General features: G+C 73.0%; 23 protein-coding genes. 6 read left to right on the forward strand and 17 right to left on the reverse strand.

Annotation, left to right across the window (positions count from 1 at the left end):
- Positions 1 to 6: 6 nt before the first annotated feature.
- From ACH4J0_RS26655 to ACH4J0_RS26690, 8 genes are read right to left on the reverse strand one after another with little or no spacing between them, the layout of a single operon-like run.
- Positions 7 to 2,067: an NADH-quinone oxidoreductase subunit L gene (locus tag ACH4J0_RS26655; protein WP_396243115.1), complete on the reverse strand. Its 2,061-nt coding sequence runs from the start codon at positions 2,065 to 2,067 to the stop codon at positions 7 to 9.
- Complete coding sequence (nuoK, locus tag ACH4J0_RS26660; protein WP_396243116.1) at positions 2,064 to 2,441, reverse strand: NADH-quinone oxidoreductase subunit NuoK; 378 nt, start codon at positions 2,439 to 2,441, stop codon at positions 2,064 to 2,066. The genes ACH4J0_RS26655 and nuoK overlap by 4 nt, the downstream gene beginning before the upstream one ends.
- Positions 2,441 to 3,145: an NADH-quinone oxidoreductase subunit J gene (locus ACH4J0_RS26665; RefSeq protein ID WP_396243117.1), complete on the reverse strand. Its 705-nt coding sequence runs from the start codon at positions 3,143 to 3,145 to the stop codon at positions 2,441 to 2,443. Before ACH4J0_RS26665 ends, nuoK begins: the two co-directional genes overlap by 1 nt.
- Positions 3,142 to 3,699, reverse strand: coding sequence for a NuoI/complex I 23 kDa subunit family protein (locus ACH4J0_RS26670; protein WP_396243118.1), 558 nt, complete (start codon positions 3,697 to 3,699; stop codon positions 3,142 to 3,144). The genes ACH4J0_RS26665 and ACH4J0_RS26670 overlap by 4 nt, the downstream gene beginning before the upstream one ends.
- A complete protein-coding gene (gene nuoH / locus ACH4J0_RS26675) occupies positions 3,696 to 4,655 on the reverse strand; it encodes an NADH-quinone oxidoreductase subunit NuoH (protein ID WP_396243119.1) in 960 nt (319 codons plus the stop codon). Before nuoH ends, ACH4J0_RS26670 begins: the two co-directional genes overlap by 4 nt.
- On the reverse strand, positions 4,652 to 5,734 hold the full coding sequence (locus tag ACH4J0_RS26680; RefSeq protein ID WP_396243120.1) for an NADH-quinone oxidoreductase subunit C: 1,083 nt from the start codon (positions 5,732 to 5,734) through the stop codon (positions 4,652 to 4,654). Before ACH4J0_RS26680 ends, nuoH begins: the two co-directional genes overlap by 4 nt.
- Positions 5,731 to 6,375: an NADH-quinone oxidoreductase subunit B gene (locus ACH4J0_RS26685; RefSeq protein ID WP_396243121.1), complete on the reverse strand. Its 645-nt coding sequence runs from the start codon at positions 6,373 to 6,375 to the stop codon at positions 5,731 to 5,733. The genes ACH4J0_RS26680 and ACH4J0_RS26685 overlap by 4 nt, the downstream gene beginning before the upstream one ends.
- A complete protein-coding gene (locus ACH4J0_RS26690; protein WP_396243122.1) occupies positions 6,366 to 6,782 on the reverse strand; it encodes an NADH-quinone oxidoreductase subunit A in 417 nt (138 codons plus the stop codon). The genes ACH4J0_RS26685 and ACH4J0_RS26690 overlap by 10 nt, the downstream gene beginning before the upstream one ends.
- Positions 6,783 to 7,118: 336 nt before the next feature.
- Between ACH4J0_RS26690 and ACH4J0_RS26695 the strand changes: the two genes are divergently transcribed.
- Positions 7,119 to 8,288, forward strand: coding sequence for a sensor histidine kinase (locus ACH4J0_RS26695; RefSeq protein WP_396243224.1), 1,170 nt, complete (start codon positions 7,119 to 7,121; stop codon positions 8,286 to 8,288).
- Positions 8,289 to 8,385: 97 nt separating this feature from the next.
- Here ACH4J0_RS26695 and ACH4J0_RS26700 read toward each other — a convergent pair whose 3' ends face one another.
- Complete coding sequence (locus tag ACH4J0_RS26700) at positions 8,386 to 9,483, reverse strand: S1C family serine protease (protein ID WP_396243225.1); 1,098 nt, start codon at positions 9,481 to 9,483, stop codon at positions 8,386 to 8,388.
- A gap of 229 nt (positions 9,484 to 9,712) precedes the next feature.
- Between ACH4J0_RS26700 and galE the strand changes: the two genes are divergently transcribed.
- Positions 9,713 to 10,699 carry a UDP-glucose 4-epimerase GalE gene (gene galE, locus ACH4J0_RS26705; protein ID WP_396243123.1) on the forward strand — a complete coding sequence of 329 codons (987 nt, stop codon included), beginning with the start codon at positions 9,713 to 9,715 and terminating at the stop codon, positions 10,697 to 10,699.
- Between the two features lie 40 nt (positions 10,700 to 10,739).
- On the opposite strand, the gene ACH4J0_RS26710 is transcribed toward galE, so the two are convergent.
- On the reverse strand, positions 10,740 to 13,175 hold the full coding sequence (locus tag ACH4J0_RS26710; protein ID WP_396243124.1) for a PQQ-binding-like beta-propeller repeat protein: 2,436 nt from the start codon (positions 13,173 to 13,175) through the stop codon (positions 10,740 to 10,742).
- 416 nt (positions 13,176 to 13,591) lie between these two features.
- On the opposite strand from ACH4J0_RS26710, the gene ACH4J0_RS26715 reads away from it, so the two are divergent.
- Positions 13,592 to 14,239 (forward strand): TetR family transcriptional regulator, encoded by a 648-nt coding sequence (locus ACH4J0_RS26715; RefSeq protein WP_396243125.1) that lies wholly within the window; start codon positions 13,592 to 13,594, stop codon positions 14,237 to 14,239.
- Positions 14,240 to 14,476: 237 nt separating this feature from the next.
- Here the strand turns inward: ACH4J0_RS26715 and ACH4J0_RS26720 are convergent, their stop codons facing one another.
- The 6 genes from ACH4J0_RS26720 to ACH4J0_RS26745 all read right to left on the reverse strand — a co-directional run bounded on the left by ACH4J0_RS26720 (position 14,477) and on the right by ACH4J0_RS26745 (position 20,305).
- Positions 14,477 to 15,421 (reverse strand): beta-ketoacyl-ACP synthase III, encoded by a 945-nt coding sequence (locus tag ACH4J0_RS26720; protein WP_396243126.1) that lies wholly within the window; start codon positions 15,419 to 15,421, stop codon positions 14,477 to 14,479.
- Between the two features lie 122 nt (positions 15,422 to 15,543).
- Entirely contained in the window at positions 15,544 to 16,755 is a 1,212-nt protein-coding gene (locus tag ACH4J0_RS26725; RefSeq protein WP_396243127.1) for a L,D-transpeptidase family protein, read from the reverse strand.
- A 115-nt stretch (positions 16,756 to 16,870) separates the two neighbouring features.
- Positions 16,871 to 18,034, reverse strand: a complete 1,164-nt coding sequence (mqnE, locus tag ACH4J0_RS26730) for an aminofutalosine synthase MqnE (RefSeq protein WP_396243128.1) — start codon at positions 18,032 to 18,034, stop codon at positions 16,871 to 16,873.
- Positions 18,035 to 18,086: 52 nt separating this feature from the next.
- Positions 18,087 to 19,049, reverse strand: a complete 963-nt coding sequence (locus ACH4J0_RS26735) for a threonine/serine dehydratase (protein WP_396243129.1) — start codon at positions 19,047 to 19,049, stop codon at positions 18,087 to 18,089.
- A 3-nt stretch (positions 19,050 to 19,052) separates the two neighbouring features.
- Entirely contained in the window at positions 19,053 to 19,511 is a 459-nt protein-coding gene (locus tag ACH4J0_RS26740) for an Lrp/AsnC family transcriptional regulator (RefSeq protein ID WP_030055719.1), read from the reverse strand.
- A 119-nt stretch (positions 19,512 to 19,630) separates the two neighbouring features.
- The gene (locus ACH4J0_RS26745; protein ID WP_396243130.1) at positions 19,631 to 20,305 is read right to left on the reverse strand and encodes a UbiX family flavin prenyltransferase; all 675 of its coding nucleotides are present in this window, start codon (positions 20,303 to 20,305) and stop codon (positions 19,631 to 19,633) included.
- A gap of 90 nt (positions 20,306 to 20,395) precedes the next feature.
- Here ACH4J0_RS26745 and ACH4J0_RS26750 point away from each other — a divergent pair, with 90 nt between their 5' ends.
- Together ACH4J0_RS26750 and ACH4J0_RS26755 are read left to right on the forward strand one after the other, a co-directional pair.
- Positions 20,396 to 21,145: a cyclase family protein gene (locus tag ACH4J0_RS26750; RefSeq protein ID WP_396243131.1), complete on the forward strand. Its 750-nt coding sequence runs from the start codon at positions 20,396 to 20,398 to the stop codon at positions 21,143 to 21,145.
- Between the two features lie 87 nt (positions 21,146 to 21,232).
- Positions 21,233 to 21,949 (forward strand): MOSC domain-containing protein, encoded by a 717-nt coding sequence (locus ACH4J0_RS26755; RefSeq protein WP_396243132.1) that lies wholly within the window; start codon positions 21,233 to 21,235, stop codon positions 21,947 to 21,949.
- 33 nt (positions 21,950 to 21,982) lie between these two features.
- Here the strand turns inward: ACH4J0_RS26755 and ACH4J0_RS26760 are convergent, their stop codons facing one another.
- On the reverse strand, positions 21,983 to 22,351 hold the full coding sequence (locus ACH4J0_RS26760; RefSeq protein WP_396243133.1) for a VOC family protein: 369 nt from the start codon (positions 22,349 to 22,351) through the stop codon (positions 21,983 to 21,985).
- 102 nt (positions 22,352 to 22,453) lie between these two features.
- Here ACH4J0_RS26760 and ACH4J0_RS26765 point away from each other — a divergent pair, with 102 nt between their 5' ends.
- Positions 22,454 to 23,209 (forward strand): alpha/beta fold hydrolase, encoded by a 756-nt coding sequence (locus ACH4J0_RS26765; RefSeq protein ID WP_396243134.1) that lies wholly within the window; start codon positions 22,454 to 22,456, stop codon positions 23,207 to 23,209.
- Positions 23,210 to 23,211 lie beyond the last annotated feature (2 nt).

Here is a 23,211-nt window from a genome sequence, read left to right on the forward strand (position 1 = left end):
CACCGGCTACACCGCCACCAGGACGGCGAGCAGGACGACCCCTGCGAGCAGCGCGCTGAGGTAGGTCTGCGCGTTGCCGGTCTGCGCGAGCCGGACGGCCCGGCCGAGCAGGTTGACGCCGATCCCGCTTCCCTGGACGTAGCCCTCGACCACCTCGCGGTCGAGGAAGCGGACCAGCCGGGCGGCGGCGACCACCGGTCGGACGAACAGCGCGTGGTACAACCGGTCGACGCCGAACCCGTGCCGGGCCGGGCCGAACAGCGGGCCGAGCAGGGTGCGCCCGGGGTCGGCGACGATCACCTCGGCGGCCGGGGCTCCGGCCTGTTCGGGCACCCGGCCGACGACGGCCGGGGCGGGGCGGCCGGTGGCCCGGCGCGCGGTGGCCGAGCGCCAGGCTCCGTACGCGGCGAGCACCCCGACCACGGCGAGCCCGACGCCGGTGACGGCGGTGACGCCGGTGGGGCGCAGCGAGCCGCCGTCCAGCAGCGCGGGCAGCCAGTCCGAGCGCAGCCCGGCGACGCCGAAGGCCATGGTCGGGACGCTCAGCACCCAGAGCGGCCAGCGCATCGCGGGCGGCTCGGCGGTGGCCGGGTCGGCCTCGTCCAGCTCCGGCGAGTACGGCGCGTCGGTCTCGTGGTCGGCCACCACCGTCGCCCGGTCGGCGGCGGGCAGCACCTCCGGTGCCGCCGCGGCCGCACCGGCCGGGCTGTGGAAGGTGACCAGGAACAACCGGGTGGCGTAGGCGCCGGTGAGCAGCGCGGTGAGCCCGGCCGAGATCAGCACGATCCAGCCGGCCGCCTGCGGCACCGCGGAGGCCGGGCCGAGCCCGTTGGTCAGCGCCTCGCCGTTGGCGGCGTGCTCGGCGGCGGTCAGCACCGCCTCCTTGCTGAAGAAGCCGGAGAACGGCGGCAGCCCGGCCAGCGCGACCAGCGCGATGCCCATCGTCCAGTAGGCGTCCGGCACCCGCGTGCGCAGCCCCGGGATGCGGGACATCGCGGAGATCGAGTTGGTGTGCGCGGCGTGGATCACCACACCGGCGGCCAGGAACAGCAGCGCCTTGAACGCACCGTGGCTGACCAGGTGGAACACCGAGGCCTCGCGGTCGCCGCTGGCCAGCGCTCCGGCCATGTAGCCGAGCTGGCCGACGGTGGAGTAGGCGAGCACCCGCTTGAGGTCGTCCTGGGCGAGCGCGCACAGGGCCGAGCCGATCATCGTCACGGCGGCCATCACGGCGAGCACGACCAGTGCCGCGCCCGACTGCAGGAACACCGGCATCAGCCGGGCCACCAGGTAGATGCCGGCCGCGACCATGGTGGCGGCGTGGATCAGCGCGGAGACCGGCGTGGGACCGGCCATCGCGTCCGGGAGCCAGGTGTGCAGCGGGAACTGGGCGCTCTTGCCGGCCACACCGGCGAGCAGCAGCAGCGCGATCAGCGTCGGGTGGCCGAGCCTGCCCTCACCCGCGGCCGTCAGCACGGCCGGGATCCGGAAGCTGTGGGCGTCCGCGCCGAGCAGGAAGATCCCGAACAGGAACGGCACGTCACCGAGCTTGGTGACCAGGAAGGCCTTGAGCGAGGCCGAACGGGCGTCCGCGGTCTCCCAGTGGTGGCCGATCAGGAAGTACGAGCAGACGCCCATGACCTCCCAGCCGACCAGCAGCACGATCAGGTCGCCCGAGAAGACCACCAGGAACATCGCCGCGGTGAACAGCGAGACCAGCGCCGCATAGGAGGGGTAGCGCGGGTCCTTCCTCAGGTACGCGGTCGAGTAGACCTGGACGCAGGTGGCGACCACGCCGACCAGCACGGAGATCAGCGAGCTGTAGCCGTCCAGGTGGATGGCCAGCGAGATGTCCGGGCCGCCGGTCGGGGTGAGCCGGGTCGCCGCGTCCAGCGTCTGGCCGGAGCCGAGCTGGAGGGCGACCACCAGGGCGAGCACGGCCGAGACGGCGACCGGGACGATCGCCAGCGGCCGGGCCAGCCCGGGCACCTTCTTGCCGGTGGCCAGGGTCGCGGCGGCGCCGAGTGCGGGCAGCGCGGGGACGAGGGCGGGCAGGGCGAGGTTCATGCGGTGGCCCGGCCCTTCAGTGCCTCGGCTGCGGCCGGCTCCTCCTCGACGGCGGCGTACGGCTCGGCCGGGTCGCCGAGCGCGGTGGCCCGGTCGATGTCCGCGGTGCCCCGGGCCCGGAACAGCAGCAGGACGATGGCCAGCCCCAGCCCGATCTCGGCGGCGGCGACGGTGATGGTGAACAGGGTGAGCGCCTGCCCGGCGTGCAGCGAGTCGCGCAGCCAGGCGTCGAAGGCGACCAGGTTGAGGTTGACGGCGTTGAGCATCAGCTCGACGGACATCAGCACCAGGACGGCGTTGCGCCGGGCGAGTACGCCGTACACGCCGACGCTGAACAGCAGCGCGGAGAGGACGACGGGGTAGGCGAGGTGCATCAGCTCTCCTCCGTCACAGACGGCTCGGACGGCGCGGCGGCCTCCGGCGCGGTGCGCGGCGCGGTCGCGGCGACGGTCCCGTTCGACCCGACCGGCCGTCCGGCCCGCAGCTTGCCCGCCCGCGGCGTCGGCACCCGGCGCTTGGACCCGCGGGACAGCACGATCGCGCCGACCAGCGCCGCCAGCAGCAGCACGGACAGCGCCTCGAAGGGCAGCACCCAGTTCCGGAACAGGCTGGCCCCGGTGACGGCGGCCGAGCCGCCGCCCGCGCCGAGGTCGATCCAGGAGGTCCGGAAGGCGTCGACGACCAGCGTCACCAGCGTCCCGGCCGAGGCCAGCGCGACGACCAGGGCGACCCAGCGGTTCTTGGAGTCGGCGTCCGGTGAGCGCCCGATCGGCGCCTTGGTGAGCATCAGCCCGAACAGCACCAGGACGACCACCGAGCCCAGGTAGATCAGCACCTGCACCCAGGCGATGAACTCGGCCGTGAGCAGCAGGAACTCCACCGCCAGCCCGCCGAGCGCGACCACCAGCCAGAGCGCGGCGTGCACCAGCTGCTTGGTGGTGACGGACACGACCGCCGAGCCGAGCACCGCGATGCCGACCAGCAGGAAGACGACCTCCTGGCCGGTCGGGGACAGGAACGAACGGGCGGCCGGCTCCAGGGAACCGGTCGCCGCGAGGAGCGTGGCAGCGCCCGTCATGCGTCGTCACCCTTCTCCTCGACGGCGGCCGCAGCCGCGGCCGCCAGCTTGTCCGCCGCCTTGCGCGCGGTGGCGATCTCCTTGGGCTCCTCGGCCGCCGGGTCCAGCGCCGGCGGCGCCGGAACGGTCCACATCCACTCGCGGAGCTTCTCCCGCTCGTGGGTCAGCTCGTGGATGTCGGTCTCCGCGTACTCGAACTCCGGAGACCAGAACAGCGCGTCGAAGGGGCACACCTCGATGCAGATCCCGCAGTACATGCAGAGCGAGAAGTCGATGGCGAACCGGTCCAGCACGTTGCGGGTGCGGGCCCGCGCGTTCGGCTCGGCGGCCGGCAGCGTCTCCTTGTGGGAGTCGATGTAGATGCACCAGTCCGGGCACTCGCGCGCACAGAGCATGCACACCGTGCAGTTCTCCTCCAACAGCGCGATGACGCCGCGCGAACGCGGCGGCAGCACCGGCTGCACCTCGGGGTACTGCGCGGTGACGCTCTTCTTCGTCATCGTCCGCAGCGTCACGGCCAGGCCCTTCGCCAGACCGACACCGGGAAAACTCATGAGATCGCCACCTTGATGATGCCGGTGAGGGCCAGCTGGACGAGCGCGAGCGGGATCAACCCGACCCACGCGAAGCGCATCAGCTGGTCCTCGCGCAGGCGCGGGTAGGTGACCCGCAGCCAGATGACCACGAAGGCCAGTGCGAAGGTCTTGAGGAGCATCCAGAGCCAGCCGAGCTGGTCCGCCATCGGCCCGTGCCAGCCGCCGAGGAAGAGCACCGCCGTCAGCGCCGACACCACCAGGATGCCCACGTACTCGGACAGCAGGAACAGCGCGAAGCGCAGACCGGTGTACTCGGTGTACGCGCCGAAGATGATCTCCGAGTCGGCGACCGGCATGTCGAACGGCGGCCGCTGGAGCTCGGCCAGACCGGCCGTGAAGAACACGAAGGCGCCGATGATCTGCCAGGGCAGCCAGTACCAGTGCCAGGCGTCCAGGATCCCGGGCAGCGACAGGGTGCCGGCGGCCATCGCCACCGAGGCCGCCGCGAGCACCATCGGCAGCTCGTAGGACATCAGCTGCGCGGCCGTGCGCAGACCGCCCAGCAGCGAGAACTTGTTCGCCGAGGCCCAACCGGCCATCAGCTTGCCGATCACGCCGACGCCCATCACGGCCAGCACGAAGAACAGCCCGGCGTCGATCGCCTGGCCGACGAAGCCGTCCGGACCGACCGGGATCGCCAGCAGCACGAACAGGTAGGGCAGCAGCGAGACGGCGGGCGCCAGCTGGAAGATCCGGCGGTCCGCCCCGGCCGGGACGATGTCCTCCTTCTGCGCGAACTTCACGCCGTCCGCGACGAGCTGCGCCCAGCCATGGAAGCCGCCCGCGTACATCGGGCCGAGCCGGCCCTGCATGTGCGCCATGACCTTGTGCTCGGTCTGGCCGATGACCAGCGGGAAGACCAGGGAGACGAGGAGGGTGGCGACGCAGCGGAGCACCGTGTCGAGCAGGTTCACGCGCCGTCTCCGTCCTGGTCGGCCGCTCCGGCCGAGTTCTCGTCCTTCGTCCCGCCGGGCTCCTCACCCGACGGTTTCCCGTCCGAGGGCTTCTCGTCGTGGGCGGGCACCGGGTGGTGCCAGGGCGCGTCGGACGACCGGGGCCGTACCGGGGCCGCGGGCTCGGCCGGAGCCCCGGCGGGCGCCGAAGCCTCGTCGGCCGCCTGGCTGACCGACCCCTCGGACACCGACCGCGTCCGCCGCGGCCGGTCCGCCCGCACCGGCGGGGCACCCTCGGCACCGGCGGCCGCAGCCGCAGCCGCAGGAGTCCCTTCGGCAGCAGGAACAGCAGGAGCCCCTTCGGCCCCCTGGCTCGCCGATCCCTCGGACACCGACCGCGTCCGCCGCGGCCGGTCCGCCCGCACCGGCGGGGCACCCTCGGCACCGGCGGCCGCAGCCGCGGCCGCTCGGGGCGTCCGCGCCGCCGCGCCCGCCGCCCGCGCACCGCGCGCGGGCCGCTCGGCGACCGGTGGCAGGGTGCCCTTGAGCGGCCCCCACTCGTTCGGGTCCGGCACACCGGCCGGCTGCATCTTGCGCCGGGCCGGCCCGCCGCCGTGGTCCGACTCGCCCGGCTCCTTGGCGCCCGGCCAGTCCTTGGCGACCCGCGCCGCGAGCACGAACTCCTTGCGCAGCGGGTGTCCCTCGAAGCCGTCCGGCAGCAGCAGGGTGGCCAGGTACGGGTGCCCGGGGAAGTCGATGCCGAACATCTCGTGCGTCTCGCGCTCGTGCCAGGCGGCGCCCGCGTACACCTCGACGGCGCTGGGCAGCGCGGCCCCGTCGCGCGGCACCCGGGTGCGCAGCGCGAGGTGGCGCACGCCCGGCGCCTCGACGGCGGCCAGGTGCGCGACCACGGAGAAGCCGTCGGCGAGTTCGTCGACGGCGCTCAGCCAGTCGAAGAAGCGCAGGCCCAGCACGTCCCGGGCGCTGGTGAGCGCCTCGATCCAGCGCTCGGCCGGCACGTCGACGGTGATCAGCCCGTACGCCTCGGCGCCGGTCGCCCACTCCCCGACCGACGCCGCGTACTGCTCGGGCGTGGTCACGAGACCCCTCCGTCGGACGAGCCGGTCGACGGCCCCGGAACCAGCGGACGGCGCAGCGCCGCCGCGGGCGCGGCGTAGCGGCCGGGCAGGGACTCCGCGGCGATCTTCTCCTGCAGCTTGAGGATGCCCTGGAGCAGCGCCTCCGGCCTGGGCGGGCAGCCGGGCACGTAGACGTCGACCGGGATGATCTGGTCCACGCCCTTGGTGACGGAGTACGAGTCCCAGTACGGACCGCCGGAGTTCGAGCAGGCGCCGAAGGAGATGACGTACTTCGGCTCGGGCATCTGCTCGTAGAGGCGCTTGACGGCGGGCGCCATCTTGTCGGTGACCGTCCCGGAGACGATCATCAGGTCCGCCTGCCGGGGGCCGGGCGCGAACGGGATGACGCCCATCCGGATGAAGTCGTGCTTGGCCATGGACGCGGCGATGAACTCGATCGCGCAGCAGGCCAGGCCGAAATTGAAGCACCACAGGCTGTAGCGGCGGCCCCAGTTGAGCACGACCTTGACCGGGTCGGGCGCGAGCCGGGCCAGCGGTCCGAGGCCACGGCGCTCGACGGCGCCGGGGCGGGCGGGGTCCGGCAGGCCGAGCGGGACGGGACCGCCCTGGGCGCCGTGCGAGTGGGTGTGCGTCACGTCCATTCCAGAACGCCCTTCTTCCAGGCGTAGAGCAGTCCGACCGCGAGGAAGCCGATGAAGAGGAACATCTCGACCAGCGTTCCGGCGCCGTACCCGGCGGAGGCGAAGACCGTCGCCCACGGGAACAGGTAGATCGCGTCGACCGCGAAGATCACGTACAGGAAGGCGTACACGTAGTAGCGGATCTGGGTGTGCGCCCAGTCCTCGCCCACCGGGTCCACCCCGCACTCGTAGGCGAGGAGCTTCTCGGGTGAGTACACCACCGGCCGCAGCAGGCGGTTGGCGGTGAACGCCGCGGTGACGAAGAGCACGCCGATGACGGCCAGCAGGCCCATCGCGGCGTACGCGTCGAAGTAGCCGCTGCCGACCGCCGGGTCGGCCGCGACGGCAGCCGCCTGCTGCCACTCCATGCCTTCGCCTCCACCTCGGCCGCGAACCCGCCCTCAAGACAGTTCTACGACTTTTACTCACACGGTCTTAACCATGGCCAATGCGTGAGTCTAAGGGGAGGGCTCCACTCCCCCCGAAACCTGCCCGCTCCGCAAGACGTCCCGTGGACACCCGGATGAACGTCCGGGGACCGGCCGGGGGTGGGGATAACCCCCGGCCGGGAAGATGTATCACCCCCATGGCACATCCCGCCCGCGATTCGGGATGCTGGGTCCGCCAGCTCGAACGAGGGGACGGATGATCCGATGAAGTCGCTGAACCGCGCCGTGGGCGCCATCAGGGAGCAGGACGCTCGGATGGAACGCCCGCCGCTGTACGGCGCGCGGATGTGGCGCCAGGTCGGACACCTGATGCTCAACCTCCCACTGGGCATCGCCGGCTTCGTGCTCTCGGTCACCGCGCTCTCGGTCGGCCTGGGCCTGTCGGTCACGGTGATCGGCCTGCCGGTGCTGGCCGCGGGACTGGCCGGCTCCCGCGCCCTGGGCGCCCGGGGCCGCAGCCGGGCCCGCTCGGCGTACGGCTCCCGGATCGACGAGCCCGCGCCGGTGAAGCCGCGCCGCCCCGGCGTGGTCGCCTACACCATCGCCCACCTCACCGACCTGCTGAACTGGCGCTCGGCGCTCTACAACGTGCTGATGCTGCCCTGGGGCATCCTGAGCTTCACCCTGGCCCTGACCTCGGTGGTCGTGCTGTGGCCGGTGCTGCCCGTGATGGTGCGCGCGATGGCGGCGGTCGACCGGATCCTGATCGAGTCGCTGCTCTTCCCCGGCGCGCTGGCCGAGCGGGTGCGCGAGCTGGAGGACGACCGGGGCACGGTGGTCGACACCGCCGCGGCCGACCTGCGCCGGATCGAACGCGACCTGCACGACGGCGCCCAGGCCCGCCTGGTCGCGTTGGCGATGGACCTCGGCATGGCCAAGGAGCGGCTGCGCGAGGTGGAGAGCCAGGAGGACGTGGTGGCTGCCACCCGGATGGTCGACAACGCGCACGGCGAGGTGAAGCTCGCCCTCCAGGAGCTGCGTGACCTGGCCCGCGGCATCCACCCGGCCGTGCTCACCGACCGCGGCCTGGACGCGGCGCTGTCCGCGGTCGCGGCCCGCTGCACCGTCCCGGGCGGGGTGAAGGTGAACGTCGACCTGGCCGGGCCGGACGGCGAGCCCGAGCGCCCGGACTCGGCGGTCGAGGGCATCGCCTACTTCACCGTCAGCGAGCTGCTGACCAACGTCTCCAAGCACGCGGGCGCCCGGAGCGCCTCGGTCGACGTCTGGCGCTCGGACAACCAGCTGATGGTGCTGGTCCAGGACGACGGCAAGGGCGGGGCCGCCCCCTACCCGGGCAGCGGCCTGGGCGGGCTGGCCGAGCGGATCCGGGCGGTGGACGGGGTGTTCCTGGTGGAGAGCCCGGAGGGCGGCCCGACCACCGTCACCGTCGAGCTGCCCTGGAGCACCCGCACCGCCCGCCGCTGACTCCCGGCACGAAGGGGCGCCGGGACCCCGTCGAGGCAGCGGACGGGATCCCGGCGCCGGTCCGGTGCGCCGGGGTCTCCGGCGGGAGAGCCGGGGGTCAGGAGCCGCTGCCCAGCGTGCCGAGCGTGACGTCGGCGGTCTTGCTGTTGCCGTCCCGGGTGTAGGTGACGGTCACCTTGGTGCCCGGGGTGAGCGAGGCGAGCGCGGTGGTGAGCGCGTTCAGCGAGTCGACCGGGGTGTCGCCGATCTGGGTGATGACGTCGCCGGGCTGGAGCCCCGCCGAGGCGGCCGGCCCGCCCTGGACGACCGCCACGATGACCGCGCCGGCCGGCTGGAACTGCTGGTTGAAGCTGGTCCGGGCGGTGATGCCGAGCGCCGCCCGGCCGGAGTTGGTGACCTTGCCCTGCTTGATCAGCTGGTCGGCGATGCTGGTGATGGTGGACGCCGGGATGGCGAAGCCGATGCCGGGCGCGGCCGCACCGTTGGACTGCGGCTCGGTCGCGGCGAGGGTGTTGATGCCGATCACCTGGCTGTCCAGGTTGACCAGCGCTCCCCCGCTGTTGCCCGGGTTGATCGCGGCCGAGGTCTGCACCATGTTGCCGATGGTGGCGCCCGACGACGCGCTGCTGCTGGGCTCGGAGACGGTCCGTCCGGTGGCCGAGACGATGCCCTGGGTGACGCTGCTGGAGAGCCCGAGCGGGCTGCCCATGGCCAGGGTGATCTGCCCGAGCTGGACCTTTCCGGAGTCGCCGAAGGTGGCCGGCTTGAGGCCGCCCGGCGGGCTGCTGAGCTTGATCACCGCGAGGTCGGCGTCGGGGTAGCTGGCGACCAGGGTGGCGTCCAGCGACTTGGTGGTGCTGGCCAGGGTGACGGTGAAGGTGGTCGCGGAGCCGACCACGTGGGCGTTGGTGACGATGTCGCCCTTGTCGTCGTAGACGATCCCGGAGCCGAGGCTCTCGCCGGTGGTGATCTGGACCACCGAGGGCAGCACGTCGCGGATCACCTTCTGGTACGCGTCCTGCAGCTGGTTGTCACCGCCCGGCTGGGCGCCGGGGCCGGAGGAGGTCCGCTGGGTGGTGCCGGTCGGGGAGCCGGCCGACGGCGAGGCGGCCGAGGAGGAGGAAGGGGAGGCGGAGCTGCTGCACCCGGCCAGCGCCAGCGCGAGCGCCGTCGTCACCGCGACCGCGCCCGGCACCGGTAGCCGACCGTGCGCCGCCCTGGGACCGGTCGGCCGGGGGCCGGCCGACAGCGGTCGGTTGTGTTCCTTCGTTCGGCTCACCTGGCTGCCTCCGATTCGTCACCACGCCAGCGGGCGCGGGCATGAGAGCACGGGAATGCTTGTCAGCATTTCACCGAATTGTCCGAATTGCCGGGATGACTCGCCCGAACCCGGTGGCCCGAAATCGAACGCCTAGGATTGCCCCATGACTTGGTTGATCACCGGCGGTGCCGGTTACATCGGTGGGCACGTCGTCCGCCAGCTGCTCGACGCCGGTGAGCGCGTCGCCGTCCTGGACGACCTGAGCACCGGTGACGCCTCCCGGGTGCCGGCCGGCGTCCCGCTGATCGAGGGCTCGACCCTGGACCGCGCCGTCCTGGACGCCGCGATCCGCGAGCACGGCATCGAGGGCATCCTGCACTTCGCCGCCAAGAAGCAGGTCGGCGAGTCGGTCGAGCAGCCGTTCCTCTACTACCGCGAGAACGTGATCGGCCTGCAGACGGTGCTGGAGGCCGCGGCCGAGGGCGGCGTCAAGCGCTTCCTGTTCTCCTCCTCCGCCGCCGTCTACGGCATGCCGGACGTCGACCTGGTCACCGAGTCCACCCCCTGCGCTCCGATGAGCCCGTACGGCGAGACCAAGCTGGCCGGCGAGTGGCTGGTCGCCGCGGCCGGCAAGGCCCACGGGATGTCCACCGTGGCCCTGCGCTACTTCAACGTGGCCGGCGCCGCCTCGCCCGAGCTCTCCGACGCCGGGGTGTTCAACCTGATCCCGATGGTCTTCGAGCGGCTGACCGCCGGCGAGGCGCCGCGGGTCTTCGGCGACGACTACGCGACCCCGGACGGCACCTGCGTCCGGGACTTCATCCACGTCTCCGACATCGCCTCGGCCCACGTCGCCGCCGCCAAGCGGCTGGCCGCCGACCCGGCCGGCGAGACCGCGCTGGTGCTCAACATCGGCCGCGGCGAGGGCGTCAGCGTCAAGGAGATGATCGAGGTCATCGGCAAGGTCACCGGCTACGACACCACTGCCGAGGTGACCCCGCGCCGCCCCGGCGACCCGGCCCGGGTGGTGGCCGCCGCCGACCTGATCCACCGCGAGCTGGGCTGGAGCGCGAGCCACGACGTGGCCGACATGGTCTCCTCCGCCTGGGAGGGCTGGTGCAGCCGCCACCCCGGGGCCCGCAAGGCCTGACCTCCGGACGGTTCCACCGGCACGGCGGTGTCCGCCCCGCTCAGCGGGCGGGCACCGCCGTGCCGTAGTAGGCGTCCAGCGCGTACACGCAACGGTCCTTGGAACCGACGAAGACCCGCCCGCCGACCGCCACCGGGGAGCCGGTGACTTCGCCCTTGGTGCCGAGTTCCCAGCGCAGCTGACCGGTCGCCAGGTCCAGGGTGTGCAGGGAGTGGTCCCGGCTGCCCAGGTGCACCAGGCCGTCGGCCACCGCCGGGGAGCCGACGATCTCGCCGCGCGCGGTGTAGCGCCAGCGCTCCCGGCCGGTCGCCGCCTCGAAGGCGTACAGCACCTCGCCGCTGCCCACCAGCACCATGCCCTCCCCGACCACCACGGGCTCGGCGCCCTGGCGGCTGCCGGTGACCCCGCGCCAGCGGTCCAGGCCGGTGGCCGCGTCCAGCGCGTAGACGGTGCCCAGGTAGTCGGCCACGTAGACCGCGTCGCCGTCCAGCGCGGGCGGGGTGAACAGCACCACCGGGGCGTCGAAGCGCCAGCGCTCGGCGCCGCTGGCCGCGTCCAGCGCGTACACCCGGGTGCCCGCCGTCACGTACAGCACGCCGCCGCGCTCGACCGGGTGCGAGGGCACGTCCTCACCGACCTGGAAGGACCAGCGCAGGCCCGCGCCGCGCGGGTCCACGCAGCGCAGGCGTCCGGCGCCGTAGTAGTAGGCGCGGCCGCCGACCAGGACCGGGCCGGACTGCGGGTTCTCGTAGTCCTGCTGGGCGTCGTCGGCGCGCCACAGCTCGGCGCCGGTGGCGGCGGCGCGCAGCTGGACGCCGCCGCCCCGCACGCCGCAGCAGAGCACGCCGTCGGCGGCGGACAGCGAGTAGACCCAGCCGTCCAGCGACGTGCGCCAGCGCTCGGTGCCGTCCGCGACGTCCACGGTGTACAGGTGGGGGCCGTCGGCGGCGTGCACCCGTCCGGCGTCCACCGCGAGCGCCCAGGCGACGTCCCGGGTCTTGTAGCGGCGCTCGCCGGAGCCGATGTCCAGCGCGTGCACCTCGAAGCTGGAGACGAAGAGCGTGCCGTCGGCGACCACGGGGGTGCCCCAGACGTCGTTGGACATCCGGAACCGCCACGGGCGCCAGCGGGCGGCCGGAGCCGGGGAGGGCTGCGGGGCCTGGGTCAGCGGGGGGGCGGGAGGCGGGGTCGGCACCGCCCGGCGGACCCAGTCGGTCGCGGCCGGGGCGGTGCTGGGACCGGGCTGCTCGTGTTCGGCCCGCGGCCCCGGGCCTATCCGCACCGAGGCGCCGGACAACTGCACCTCGACGGCCACACCGCCGGTCGGCGCCCGGTGCTTGTTCTTGGAGGGGATCTTCGTGGTCGGGATCTCGCCGTCCTGGGCCCCGGGGCGCGGCCCGGCGTGCACCGGGCCGGCCGGCGGCGCCTGTCCGGCGCCCGGGTAGGTGCGCGGGTCGTCCGCGCCGGCGGGCTGCGGGGCGGACGGCGGCTGCGGCGGCACGGACGGCTGCTGCGGCGGGGCCTGGAGCGGCGGCTGCTGCGGCTCGGCCGGGCCGGAGTACGGGCGGGGCGCCGGTGCGCTCGGGCGGCGGCCGCGCTTGCGCTCGATCAGCTCCAGCGCGTGGGGGGGCAGCCAGTCGCCGGCCTCGCCCGAGGCGTCGTCCCGGGAGAACAGGTGCGGGGCCAGCTCGGCCTGGATCTGCGCCGGGGTGGGCCGGCGCTCGGGCGCCTGCTGCATGCAGGCGCGGACCAGGTCCATCAGCTCGGGCGCCATGCCGGTCAGGTCCGGCTCCTCGCGCAGCAGCTGGAACACCGTCTCGACCGGGTTGGAGCCGCGGTACGGCGGGTGTCCGGTGGCGCAGAAGACCATCAGCGAGCCGAGCGAGAAGACGTCGCTGGCGCCCCGGACGGTACGGCTGTCCCGGGCCTGCTCCGGGGACATGTAGGCGGGGGTGCCGACCGCGACGTTGGTCATGGTCAGCCGGGTGCTGGAGACCCCGGACGCGATGCCGAAGTCGATCACCTTGGGGCCGTCCTCGACCACCAGGACGTTGGAGGGCTTGAGATCGCGGTGGATCAGCCCGGCCGCGTGGATGGACTGCAGCGCCTCCGCGATGCCGGCGACCAGCCAGCGGGTGGCCTCCACCGGCAGCGGGCCGCACTCCTCGACCAGGTCCTCCAGCGAGGGCGCCGGGATGTACGCGGTGGCCAGCCAGGGCACCCGGGCGTCCGCGTCGGCGTCCACCACGGCCGCGGTGTAGAAGCCGCCGACCGTCTTGGCCGCCGCGATCTCACGGGCGAAGCGGACCCGGAACAACTCGTCCTCGGCCAGCTCCCCCCGGACGGTCTTGATGGCCACCCGGCGCCCCGAGGCGGAGCGCGCCAGGTAGACCAGCCCCATCCCGCCCGCGCCCAGCCGCCCCAGCACCTCGAAGGGCCCGATCCGCCTCGGATCGTGCGCCGTCAGCTGGTCCACTCCGCAGCCACCTCCCCGTTGTCCGCACCCGCCGCGTGGTGCCGGACCCGATTCTCCAATGCCGCCCGGCGCATCTCCAACCTCCCCCACCGGGAGACGGGCGCAGGACGGGCCGCTGGTCAGCGATGACGGAACGGCCGGATTCTGACGCCCGCTCCGGCCGCGACTTGCGCCGCGGGGCCCGGACCGTCGGTTCGTCACCCCGCTCAGCCGGTTACGCTCTGTCACCCGATCACCCCTCAGTGGACTCGCCGTCACGCTATGGGGTCAAAAGCACACGGGGGGGCTTCAAGAGCGGCTTCGGGACCCGGTGAATATCCGTCCGAAGTGGTTCGGAGCGCTATAGCAACCCCCCGTGCGGAGTAATAGTCGCATCACCGAATCGCGCCAAGATCGTGCCACGGTAAGCTGACGGCATGACAGGACAAGTTCGCACCGTCGACGGTCGCGTCGCCGGGCGACGCGGACAGGAGACGCGGCAGAAGCTGCTCGACTGCCTCCGCGAGATGCTCAGCACGTCGCCCTATCGGGACGTCAAGGTCATCGACGTCGCCCGTATGGCGGGTACCTCCCCCGCGACCTTCTACCAGTACTTCCCGGATGTCGAGGGCGCAGTCCTCGAAATCGCCGAGGAAATGGCCAAGGACGCCGACACCCTCAAAGAGCTGGTGGCCGGAAAGTCCTGGGCAGGGAAGTCCGGACCGACCACTTCGGAAGAACTGGTCGACGGATTCCTCGCCTTCTGGCGCAAGAACGACGCCATTCTCCGAGTGGTCACGCTCGGTGCCGCGGAAGGGGACAAGCGGTTCTTCAAGATCCGCATGACCGTCCTCAACTCGGTCGCCAAGCCACTCGCCGAGGCCGTCAGGGAACTCCAGGCGAAGGGTCAGGCCGACAAGACGCTCGACCCGAACGCCGTCGCCGGGGCCCTGGTCTCGTTGCTCGCCTCGGCGGCCGAGCACCAGAAGGCCTTCACCTCCTGGGGCGTCAAGGTCAAGGATCTCAAGCCCAACCTCGCTCCCTTGGTGTACCTGGGCGTCACCGGGAAGAAGGCGCCCAAGTAGCACCGTCCGTTCCATCCACCATCCGCTCCGCGCGCAGCCCCGGCCTCCTGTCCGGGGACGACGGACGGCGGCCGTGTCCTCGGGGGAGGTCCGCCGACGTACCGCACGCGCGCCAGACACGCCGGTGGGCGGGCACCCCTCACAGAGGGTGCCCGCCCACCGGCATGTGCGGCCCCAGCGGGCGCCTTCCCGCCCCGAGCCGAAGGAGCGCGGCGGTGCCGAAGGGGAGAAGGCGAATCACGGACAGCGGACGACCTGGCCGGCGTAGGCCAGGCCGCCGCCGAAGCCGAAGAGCAGGACGGGGTCGCCCGGGGAGAGCTCGCCGCGCTCGACCAGCTTGGAGAAGGCGAGCGGGATGGAGGCGGCCGAGGTGTTGCCGGATTCCACCACGTCCCGGGCGACCACCGCGTCGGCGAGGCCCAGCTTGGCGGCGATCGCGTCGATGATCCGCAGGTTGGCCTGGTGCGGGACGAAGCCCTTCAGCTCCGACGGGTCGAGCCCGGCCCGCTCACAGGCCTCGCGGGCCAGCGGGGCGAGCTGGGTGGTGGCCCAGCGGAACACCGACTGGCCCTGCTGGCTGATCACCGGGTCCCAGCCGGTGATCACCACGGCGTCGCCCCGTTCCGGCTCGGAACCCCAGACCACCGGCCCGATGCCCGGGTCGGCGCCCTCCTCCTGGCCCTCGACCACCGCGGCGCCCGCACCGTCGCCGAAGATCACGCAGGTGGAACGGTCGGTCCAGTCGAGGGTGTCGGACATCCGCTCGGCGCCGATCACCAGCGCGCGCCGTGCCGCGCCGGCCCGGATCGCGTGGTCGGCGGTGGCCAGCGCGTAGGAGAAGCCGGAGCAGACCGTGTTGATGTCGTACGCGGCGGGCGAGCGGACGCCCAGCCGGGCGGCCACCGCTGCGGCGGTGTTGGGGCTGCGCTCGATCGCGGTGCAGGTGGCGACGACGACCAGGTCGATTTCCGCCGCCGTCCGGCCGCTCCTGGCCAGAGCCTTCTGGGCGGCCTCGGTGGCGAGGTCGACCAGGGTCTCGCCCTCGGCGATGTGCCGGGTGCGGATGCCCACGCGGGTGCGGATCCACTCGTCGTCGGTGTCGACGAGTGCCGCCAGGTCGTCGTTGGAGAGGACCTTGGGGGGCTGGTAGTGGCCGAGTGCCACAATGCGCGAACCGCTCATGCTGCCATGGAACCGGGTTACCCGCTGGTCAGCCGGGCATGACCGGCTACAGGATCCGCCCCGCCGAACTGTAGGGGCTCCACAAGAGCCTTGGGGCGCCTGGGCCCGGACGTCCGCCGAGGTCAGGCGGCCAGCGAGGCGGCGTCACCCATCACGATCACCGGGTGGGCGGCCGGGTCCAGGGTGCGGATCAGCTGGGCCATCTTGTCCTCGGGTATCGACACGCAGCCGTGGGTCGGGCCGTCGTGGTCCACGTGCAGCCAGATGCCGCCGCCCTTCTTGGCGCCCATCGGGCGGCGCATGTCGAGCGGGGAGCTGCCGGCGACCCGGTTGTAGTTGATCGCGACCACGTAGTCGAAGGAGCCGGCCAGCTGGTCGCCGAAGAAACCCGTCCCGGAGACCACGAAGCTCGGGTCCTTGTCGTACGGGAGCTTGCTGCCGGGGTTGTCGTTGCGACCGCCGGCGTCGGTGAGGTCGAAGACGCCGATCGGGCTGCGCAGGTCGCCCTCGTTGTGGTCGGTGGTCCAACCGTTCTTGCCGTTGTGGCCCTGCCAGGTCTCCCCGGCCAGCCAGCGGCCCTCCGGGGTGCGGGTCCACAGGGTGACGCTGTTCTTGTCGGTGTCCTTGCCCTGGCCGGTGGCGACCACGACCTGGGTGGTCGCGGCGGGGATCTTCGCGGTGAAGGCGGCACCGAGGCCGGGTATCGCGGCCAGCGAGCCGTCCGGGCGGGTCTCGCCGCGGCCCGCGGCCGGGGCCGCGGACTGCCGGTCGGCGGCGGCCTGGACGGCGGCGGGAGCGGGAGGTGCGGGGTGGTCGGGCTTGCTGACGCCCTCCGGTCCGGGACCGTCGGCAGCGGTGGCGACGGACTTGACGCCGTCCTGGCCGACGGTGTACCAGCCGGCGGCGGCCGCGACCAGCAGGGCGGTACCGGCCATCACGGCCTTGCCGTGACGTTTCTGTTTGGCCTTGCGCCGCCGGCCCCGGGCGGCGGCCCGGCCACCCGGCGCGGGGGTCACGGCGGGGGTCACGGAGGCCAGGGGCACCACGGGGGCGAGTTCCTGGTGGGTCGGCTGCTGGTACGGCTCCTGAACCGGCTCCTGGTACTCCTGGTGGTCCTGGTACGCCGGCTGGGGCTCGACGGGGTACCCCTGGAACGGCTGGTCGTACGCCTCGAAGTACCCGTCGGCGCTCTGCCGGTACTCGCCGGAGTAGCTCTGCTGGTACGGCTCGTACGCGCTGTACGGCGCCTCGTACGACTGCTGCGGCACGCCGTACCCCGGCTCCTGCATCGGCTCGTACGGCGGGTACTCGGGGGCGCGATGAGAACCGGACATGCCGTCGATCCTGCCAAACGCCGTACCCGTTGGTAAACCCGGGTCGCGTGCGGGAGCCGTGAAGGCGCCGCCGCCCGGACCGCGGATGCGGTCCGGGCGGCGGGGAGTGCGCAGGTCAGAGGCGCATCGCCTGCGGGGTCTCGCGACGCGTCAGATCGGGGCCGTCGTACTCGCGGATGACCTCGTAGCGGGTGTTGCGCTCCACCGGGCGGAAGCCGGCGTCCCGGATCAGGCCGAGCAGGTCCTCGCGGCCGAGCTTGTTCGGGGTGCCGAAGTTGTCCGCGTCGTGGGTGATCTTGTACTCGACCACCGAGCCGTCCATGTCGTCCGCACCGTGGCTGAGCGCCAGCTGGGCGGTCGTGACGCCGTGCATCACCCAGAAGACCTTGACGTGCGGGACGTTGTCGAAGAGCAGCCGGGAGACCGCGAAGGTCTTCAGCGCCTCGGCGCCGGTGGCCATCTCGGTACGGGCCATCAGCTTGTTGCGCACGACGCCGTCCTTGGAGTCGTGGAAGTCGTGCTGGTAGCGCAGCGGGATGAAGACCTGGAAGCCGCCGGTCTCGTCCTGCAGCTCGCGCAGCCGCAGCACGTGGTCGACCCGGTGGCGGGGCTCCTCGATGTGGCCGTACAGCATCGTGCAGGGCGTCTTGAGGCCCTTGCCGTGCGCGAGGCGGTGGATCCGCGACCAGTCCTCCCAGTGGGTGTCGTGGTCGACGATGTGCTGCCGGACCTCCCAGTCGAAGATCTCCGCGCCGCCGCCGGTCAGCGACTCCAGCCCGGCGTCGATCAGCTCGTCCAGGATCTCGTCCGCGGACAGGCCGCTGATCTTCTCGAACCAGTGGATCTCGGTGGCGGTGAAGGCCTTCAGCGAGACGTTCGGCAGCGCCGCCTTCAGCTCCCGCAGCGAGCGCGGGTAGTAGCGCCACGGCAGGGTCGGGTGCAGGCCGTTGACGATGTGCAGCTCGGTGAGGGACTCGCTCTCCATCGCCTTGGCGAGGCGGACGGCCTCCTCGATGCGCATCGTGTACGCGTCCTTCTCGCCCGGCTTGCGCTGGAACGAGCAGTAGGCGCAGGACGCGCTGCACACGTTGGTCATGTTGAGGTGGCGGTTGACGTTGAAGTGGACGACGTCGCCGTTCTTCCGCGTCCGCACGTGGTGGGCCAGCCCGCCCAGCCAGGCCAGGTCGTCGCTCTCGTAGAGCGCGATCCCGTCCTCGCGGGTCAGCCGCTCACCCGCGTAGACCTTCGCCTCCAGCTCGCGCTTGAGCCCTGCGTCCATGCGGTGCCCCGCCTCCTCCGACATTCGATTCGTTGCCGGACTGAGCGTACGCCTATGCGGACAGCAGCTCGGCGAGCAGTGTCGGGTCGATGTTGCCGCCGCTGACCACGGCGGCCACGGTCTGGCCCCCGGTCTCGGCGGCGCGGTGGAAGTACGCGGCCGGGGCGACCGCGCCGGAGGGCTCGGCGACCAGCCGGCCGCGGCGGGCCAGCAGGGCGACGGTGGCGCGGATCTCGTCCTCCGTGACGGTCACGATGTCGTCCACGTAGGCGGTGATGTGCTCGTACGGCAGGACGCCGACCGAGGGGGTGCGCAGCCCGTCCGCGATGGTCCGGTAGGTGTCGGCGACCGGCCACTCCACCCGGCGCCCCGAGCGCAGGCTCGCCCGCGCGTCCGCGGCCAGCTCCGGCTCCACGCCGATCACCCGCACGCCCGGGCGGGTGAGCTTGAGCGCGGCCGCCGTCCCGCCGATCAGACCGCCGCCGCTGACGGGCACCAGGACGGTGTCCAGCTCGGCCGGGGCGTCCTCGGCGATCTCCAGGCCGACGGTGCCCTGGCCCGCGATGATGAACGGGTCGTCGTACGGCGGCACCCAGACGTAGCCGTGCCGGTCGGCCAGCTCGCCGGGCAGGTTGTCCCGCTCCGCCGGCGGCACCGGGATCACCTCGGCGCCGTACGAGCGGGTGGCCTCCACCTTCACCGCGGGCGAGGTGTCCGGCATCACGATCACGGCCTTGATGCCGAGCAGCTGCGCCGCGTACGCCACCGCCTGCGCGTGGTTGCCGCTGGACTGGGCGACCACGCCGCGGGACCGCTCGTCCGCGGTCAGCGCGGCCAGCCGGTTGTAGGCGCCGCGGGTCTTGAAGGCCCCGGTCGGCTGGAGGTTCTCGGGCTTCAGCCAGAGCCGCCGCTCGCCCTCGGACGCCCAGGGGGCGGGAACCAGCGGGGTGCGTACGGCCACCCCCGCGATCCGCTGCCGGGCAGCGCGCAGCTCCTCCAGACCGACCAGTGCCATGCGTCACTCTCCTACAGGAGGAAGCTCACTCACCCGGTTCTCCCACTTCGTGGAGAGTACGACGGTGGTGCGGGTCCTGGCCACGCCCTTCGTGCCCGAGATCCGTTTCACCACCGACTCCAGGCCGGCCACGTCGGCCACCCGGACCTTGAGCATGTAGGAGTCGTCACCCGCGATGAACCAGCAGTCCTCGACCTCGTTGAGGTCCTTCAGCCGGAACGCGACGTCCTCGTGGTCGGCCGCGTCGGTGAGCTGAAGGCCGATCAGGGCCGTGACGCCGAAGCCGAGCGAGGCGGGGTTGACCGTCGCGCGGTAGCCGGTGATCACACCGGCCTGCTCCAGGCGGTTGATGCGGTCCGTGACGCTCGGGCCGGAGAGGCCGACCAGCCGGCCCAGCTCGGCGTAGGACGCACGGCCGTTCTCCCGGAGCGCCTGGATGAGCTGTCTGTCCACCGTGTCCATATACCGTCCGCGTCCTTCCGAACCTCACCAGACCCACAGATCATTATCCGGATTCAAAGGCGCCGTGCGCCGACCGACCCGGATATCGCAGAGAAGATACTCTCCCGCCTTCGGTCTCCTTACTCCCCCTCAGCCCGATCGCCGTCCCCGGCGCCCGGCTTGCGGGCGGCGGCGCCCAACTCGCCCTCCCAGCGCAGGTACAGGGAATGCGGCACGTCGACCGCGTCCAGCACCCGGCCGGCCACGAAATCCACGAGTTCGCGCACGGTGGAGCCGCCGGCGTAGAAACCGGGCGAGGCGGGCAGCACGACCGCGCCCTGCGCGTCGAGTTCCACCAAGTGCTTCAACGTCACCCCGTTGAGCGGTGTCTCGCGCACGCACACGACCAGCGGACGGCGCTCCTTGAGGGTGACGCTGGCCACCCGTTGCAGCAGGTCCTTGCTGAGGCCGAGTGCGATCCCGGCCACCGCGCCGGTGGTCGCGGGGACCACCAGCATGCCCTTGGCGGGGTACGAGCCGCTGGACGGGCCGGCCGCGAAGTCCCCGGCGGACCAGTAGCGGACGTCGTCCAGGCCCTGGTCCGTCCCCAGCCAGGCGGCGAGGTCGGCGCGCCAGTGGGCGTCCCGGAAGGAGATCCCGGTCTCGTCCAGGATGGTGAGCCGGGCGGCCCGGCTGACGATCAGGTCCACCGCCTCACCGGCGGCGAGCAGCGCCCGGATCACCGAGGCCGCGTACGGCGTCCCCGACGCTCCCGAGACCCCGACCACCCACGGCTGACGCTTCGCAGTTCCCATGGGGCAATTCTGTCCCGCCCTCACCTGCGGCTCCGGCCCGGGGACGGCGGAGCGGGCACGCGGGGGCGCGCCCCCTGGGAGGATGGGCGCATGGCAGCGACCCTCGTCGACCTCACCCATCAGGTGACCACCGCGATGCCGGTCTACCCCGGCGATCCGGCCGTCCTGCTGGAGCCCGCCCTCACCACCGCCACCGCCGGGGTGAACGTGCTGGCCCTGCACCTCGGCTCGCAGTCCGGAACGCACGTGGACGCGCCGTACCACGTGGACGTCACCTGGCCGACCCTGGACGGGCTGCCGCTGGAGCGGTTCACCGGCCCGGCCGTGGTGGCCGACCTGCGCGGGCTGGAGCCCCGGGCGGGCGTCACCCCCGAACTGCTGGCGCCCGCGCTGGAGCGGTGCGGCGAGGGCTCCGTCCTGCTGCTGGCCACCGGCTGGGCCCGGCACTGGGGCACCGACGCCTACCTCGCCCACCCCAGTCTCACCCCGGCCGCCGCCGAGGCGATCGTGGCCGCCGGGGTGCGGACGGTCGGCGTGGACGCGCTGAGCGTGGACCCCACCCCCGATCCGGGCCCGGACGACCGGGCGGTGGCCGCGCTGCTCGCCGACCTCGCCGACGAGCACGACGGGCCGGACCCGGCGGCGGAGGAGGCGACACTGGCCGCCCACCGGGTGCTGCTGGGGGCGGAGGGCGGCGGGGTGATCGCCGAGAACCTGACCGACCTGCGGGCGCTGCTGGAGGCGCAGGAGGCCGGCCGGCCGGTCGAGGTCTCGCTGTTCCCGTTGCGGCTGGTGGCGGCTGACGGGGCGCCGGTGCGGGCGGTGGCGCGGCTGGGCTGAGGGCGGCCCCGGGCACCGCGCGGAGCCCCGTCCGGCAGCGGACTTGGTCTAGACCATCCCCCGGTGGCGCCACTAGGCTGTCCGGCCATGGCTGAGATCATCGGAGTGGTCGAGCGGCTCTGGCGCTACCCCGTGAAGTCCACCGGCGGTGAGCGGCTCGACGCCGTCGACGTGGACGTGCGCGGCCTGGCCGGGGACCGCCTCTACGCCGTCCGCGACGCCTCCGGCAAGCTCGGCTCGGGCAAGAACACCCGCCGCTTCCGCCGGATGGACGGCCTGCTCCGGCTCTCCGCCCGTCTCGGCCACCGGATCGACGGCCCCGAGCTGTTCGACCCGCTCGGCCACCCGGTCGACCGCCCGACCGCCTTCCTGCGCGCCTACCTCCAGCGCGAGGACGTCGAACTCACCCGCGAGGACGCCGTCCCGCACTTCGACCGGCTGCCGGTCAGCCTGCTCACCACCGCCACCCTGGACTGGGTGCGCGAGGCCGTCCCGTTCGCCGTGGTGGACGAACGCCGCTTCCGCCCCAACATCGTGCTGCGCACCCCGCCCGGCACCCCGCCCTTCGTGGAGGACACCTGGTTCGGCCGCCGGGCCGGCGGCGAGGCCCCGGACAGCGCCCGGCTCGCCTTCGTCACCTCCAGCGAGCGCTGCGCGATGTCCGGCGCCCCGCAACCCGGGCTGCCGCACGCCCCCGAGATCCTCAAGGCGATCGTGCACGCCCACGACGGCCGGCTCGACGCCCTCGCCGAGGTCGCCGCCCCGGGGCGGCTGCGGCTGGGCGACCGGCTGGTGCTGGACTGAGCCGCCGGGCGCGGCACGGCCCGAATCCGCAGGTCAGCCCCTGACGAGGCAGAACGGATGCCCGGCCGGGTCGGCGTAGACGCGCCAGCCGCCGGCGTCGTGCAGCCGTACGGCGCCGAGCGCGAGCACCGCGGGCTCGGCGGCGTCGAGGTCCGCCACGTCGATGTCCAGGTGCGCCTGCTGGGGGTGCTCCGAGCCGGGCCAGCGGGGCGGGCGGTGGTCGGTGACGGCCTGGAAGCAGAACACCGTCCCGTCGTCGAGGTGCAGGGTGGACCAGCTCGCGCCGAGCGACCAGCGCCGGTCCGGGCGGTCGACCTCGCCGCCCAGAACGGCGGCGTAGAAGCGGGCGAGCGCCGCCGGGTCCGGGCAGTCGAGCACGAGGCACTGCAGTTTGCCGATCACGGCTCTCCTCAGGGTTCTTCCGGGTCGGGGCCGGGCAGCGGCCGGACCAGCGCTCGCGGACCGGCCGTTCGGACGGGCGGCTTCCGGGGAACGACCACCGGCATGACGATCCCTCACCGCGTGACCGGCGCCGGCGACCACCACGTCCTCGTCCTGCACGACTGGTTCGGCACCAGCGCGGGATGGGGCCCCTTCCTCGACTACCTCGACGGCAGGACCTTCAGTTACGCCTTCCTCGACTACCGCGGCTACGGCGAACGCAAGGACGTCACCGGCGCGTACACCCTCGCCGAGATCGCCGCCGACGCGCTCTCCCTCGCCGACCAGCTCGGCTGGGACCGCTTCTCGCTGGTCGGCCACTCGATGGGCGGCAAGGCGGCCCAGCAGGTCCTCGCCGAGGCGCCGCCGCGGGTACGCAAGCTGGTCGGCCTGGCCCCGGTCCCGGCCGGGGCCTACCCGCTGGACGAGGCCGGCGAGGCGCTGTTCTACGGCGCCGCCGAGGACCGCGAGAAGCGGTACGCGATCCTCGACCTGGTCACCGGCCAGCGGGCCGGCCGGGTCTGGCTGGACCGGATGGTCGACCAGTCGCTGCGGCTGTCGAACGCCGAGGCCTTCGGCGGGTACGTCCGGGACTGGACGACGGCCGACCTGGAGCACCGGATCAGCGGGAACCCCGTACCGGTCAAGGTGATCGTCGGCGAGCACGACCTCGCCCTGACCGCCGACGTCATGCGGGGCACCTGGCTGGAGCACTACCCCAACGCGGAGCTGGAGGAGCTCGGCGGCACCGGGCACTACCCGATGTACGAGACGCCGGTCGCCCTGGCGTCGTCGCTGGAGTCCTTCCTGCACGACTGACG

Origin of the sequence: Kitasatospora sp. NPDC017646 (assembly GCF_044329365.1) — a bacterium.
Classification (GTDB): Bacteria; Actinomycetota; Actinomycetes; order Streptomycetales; family Streptomycetaceae; genus Kitasatospora.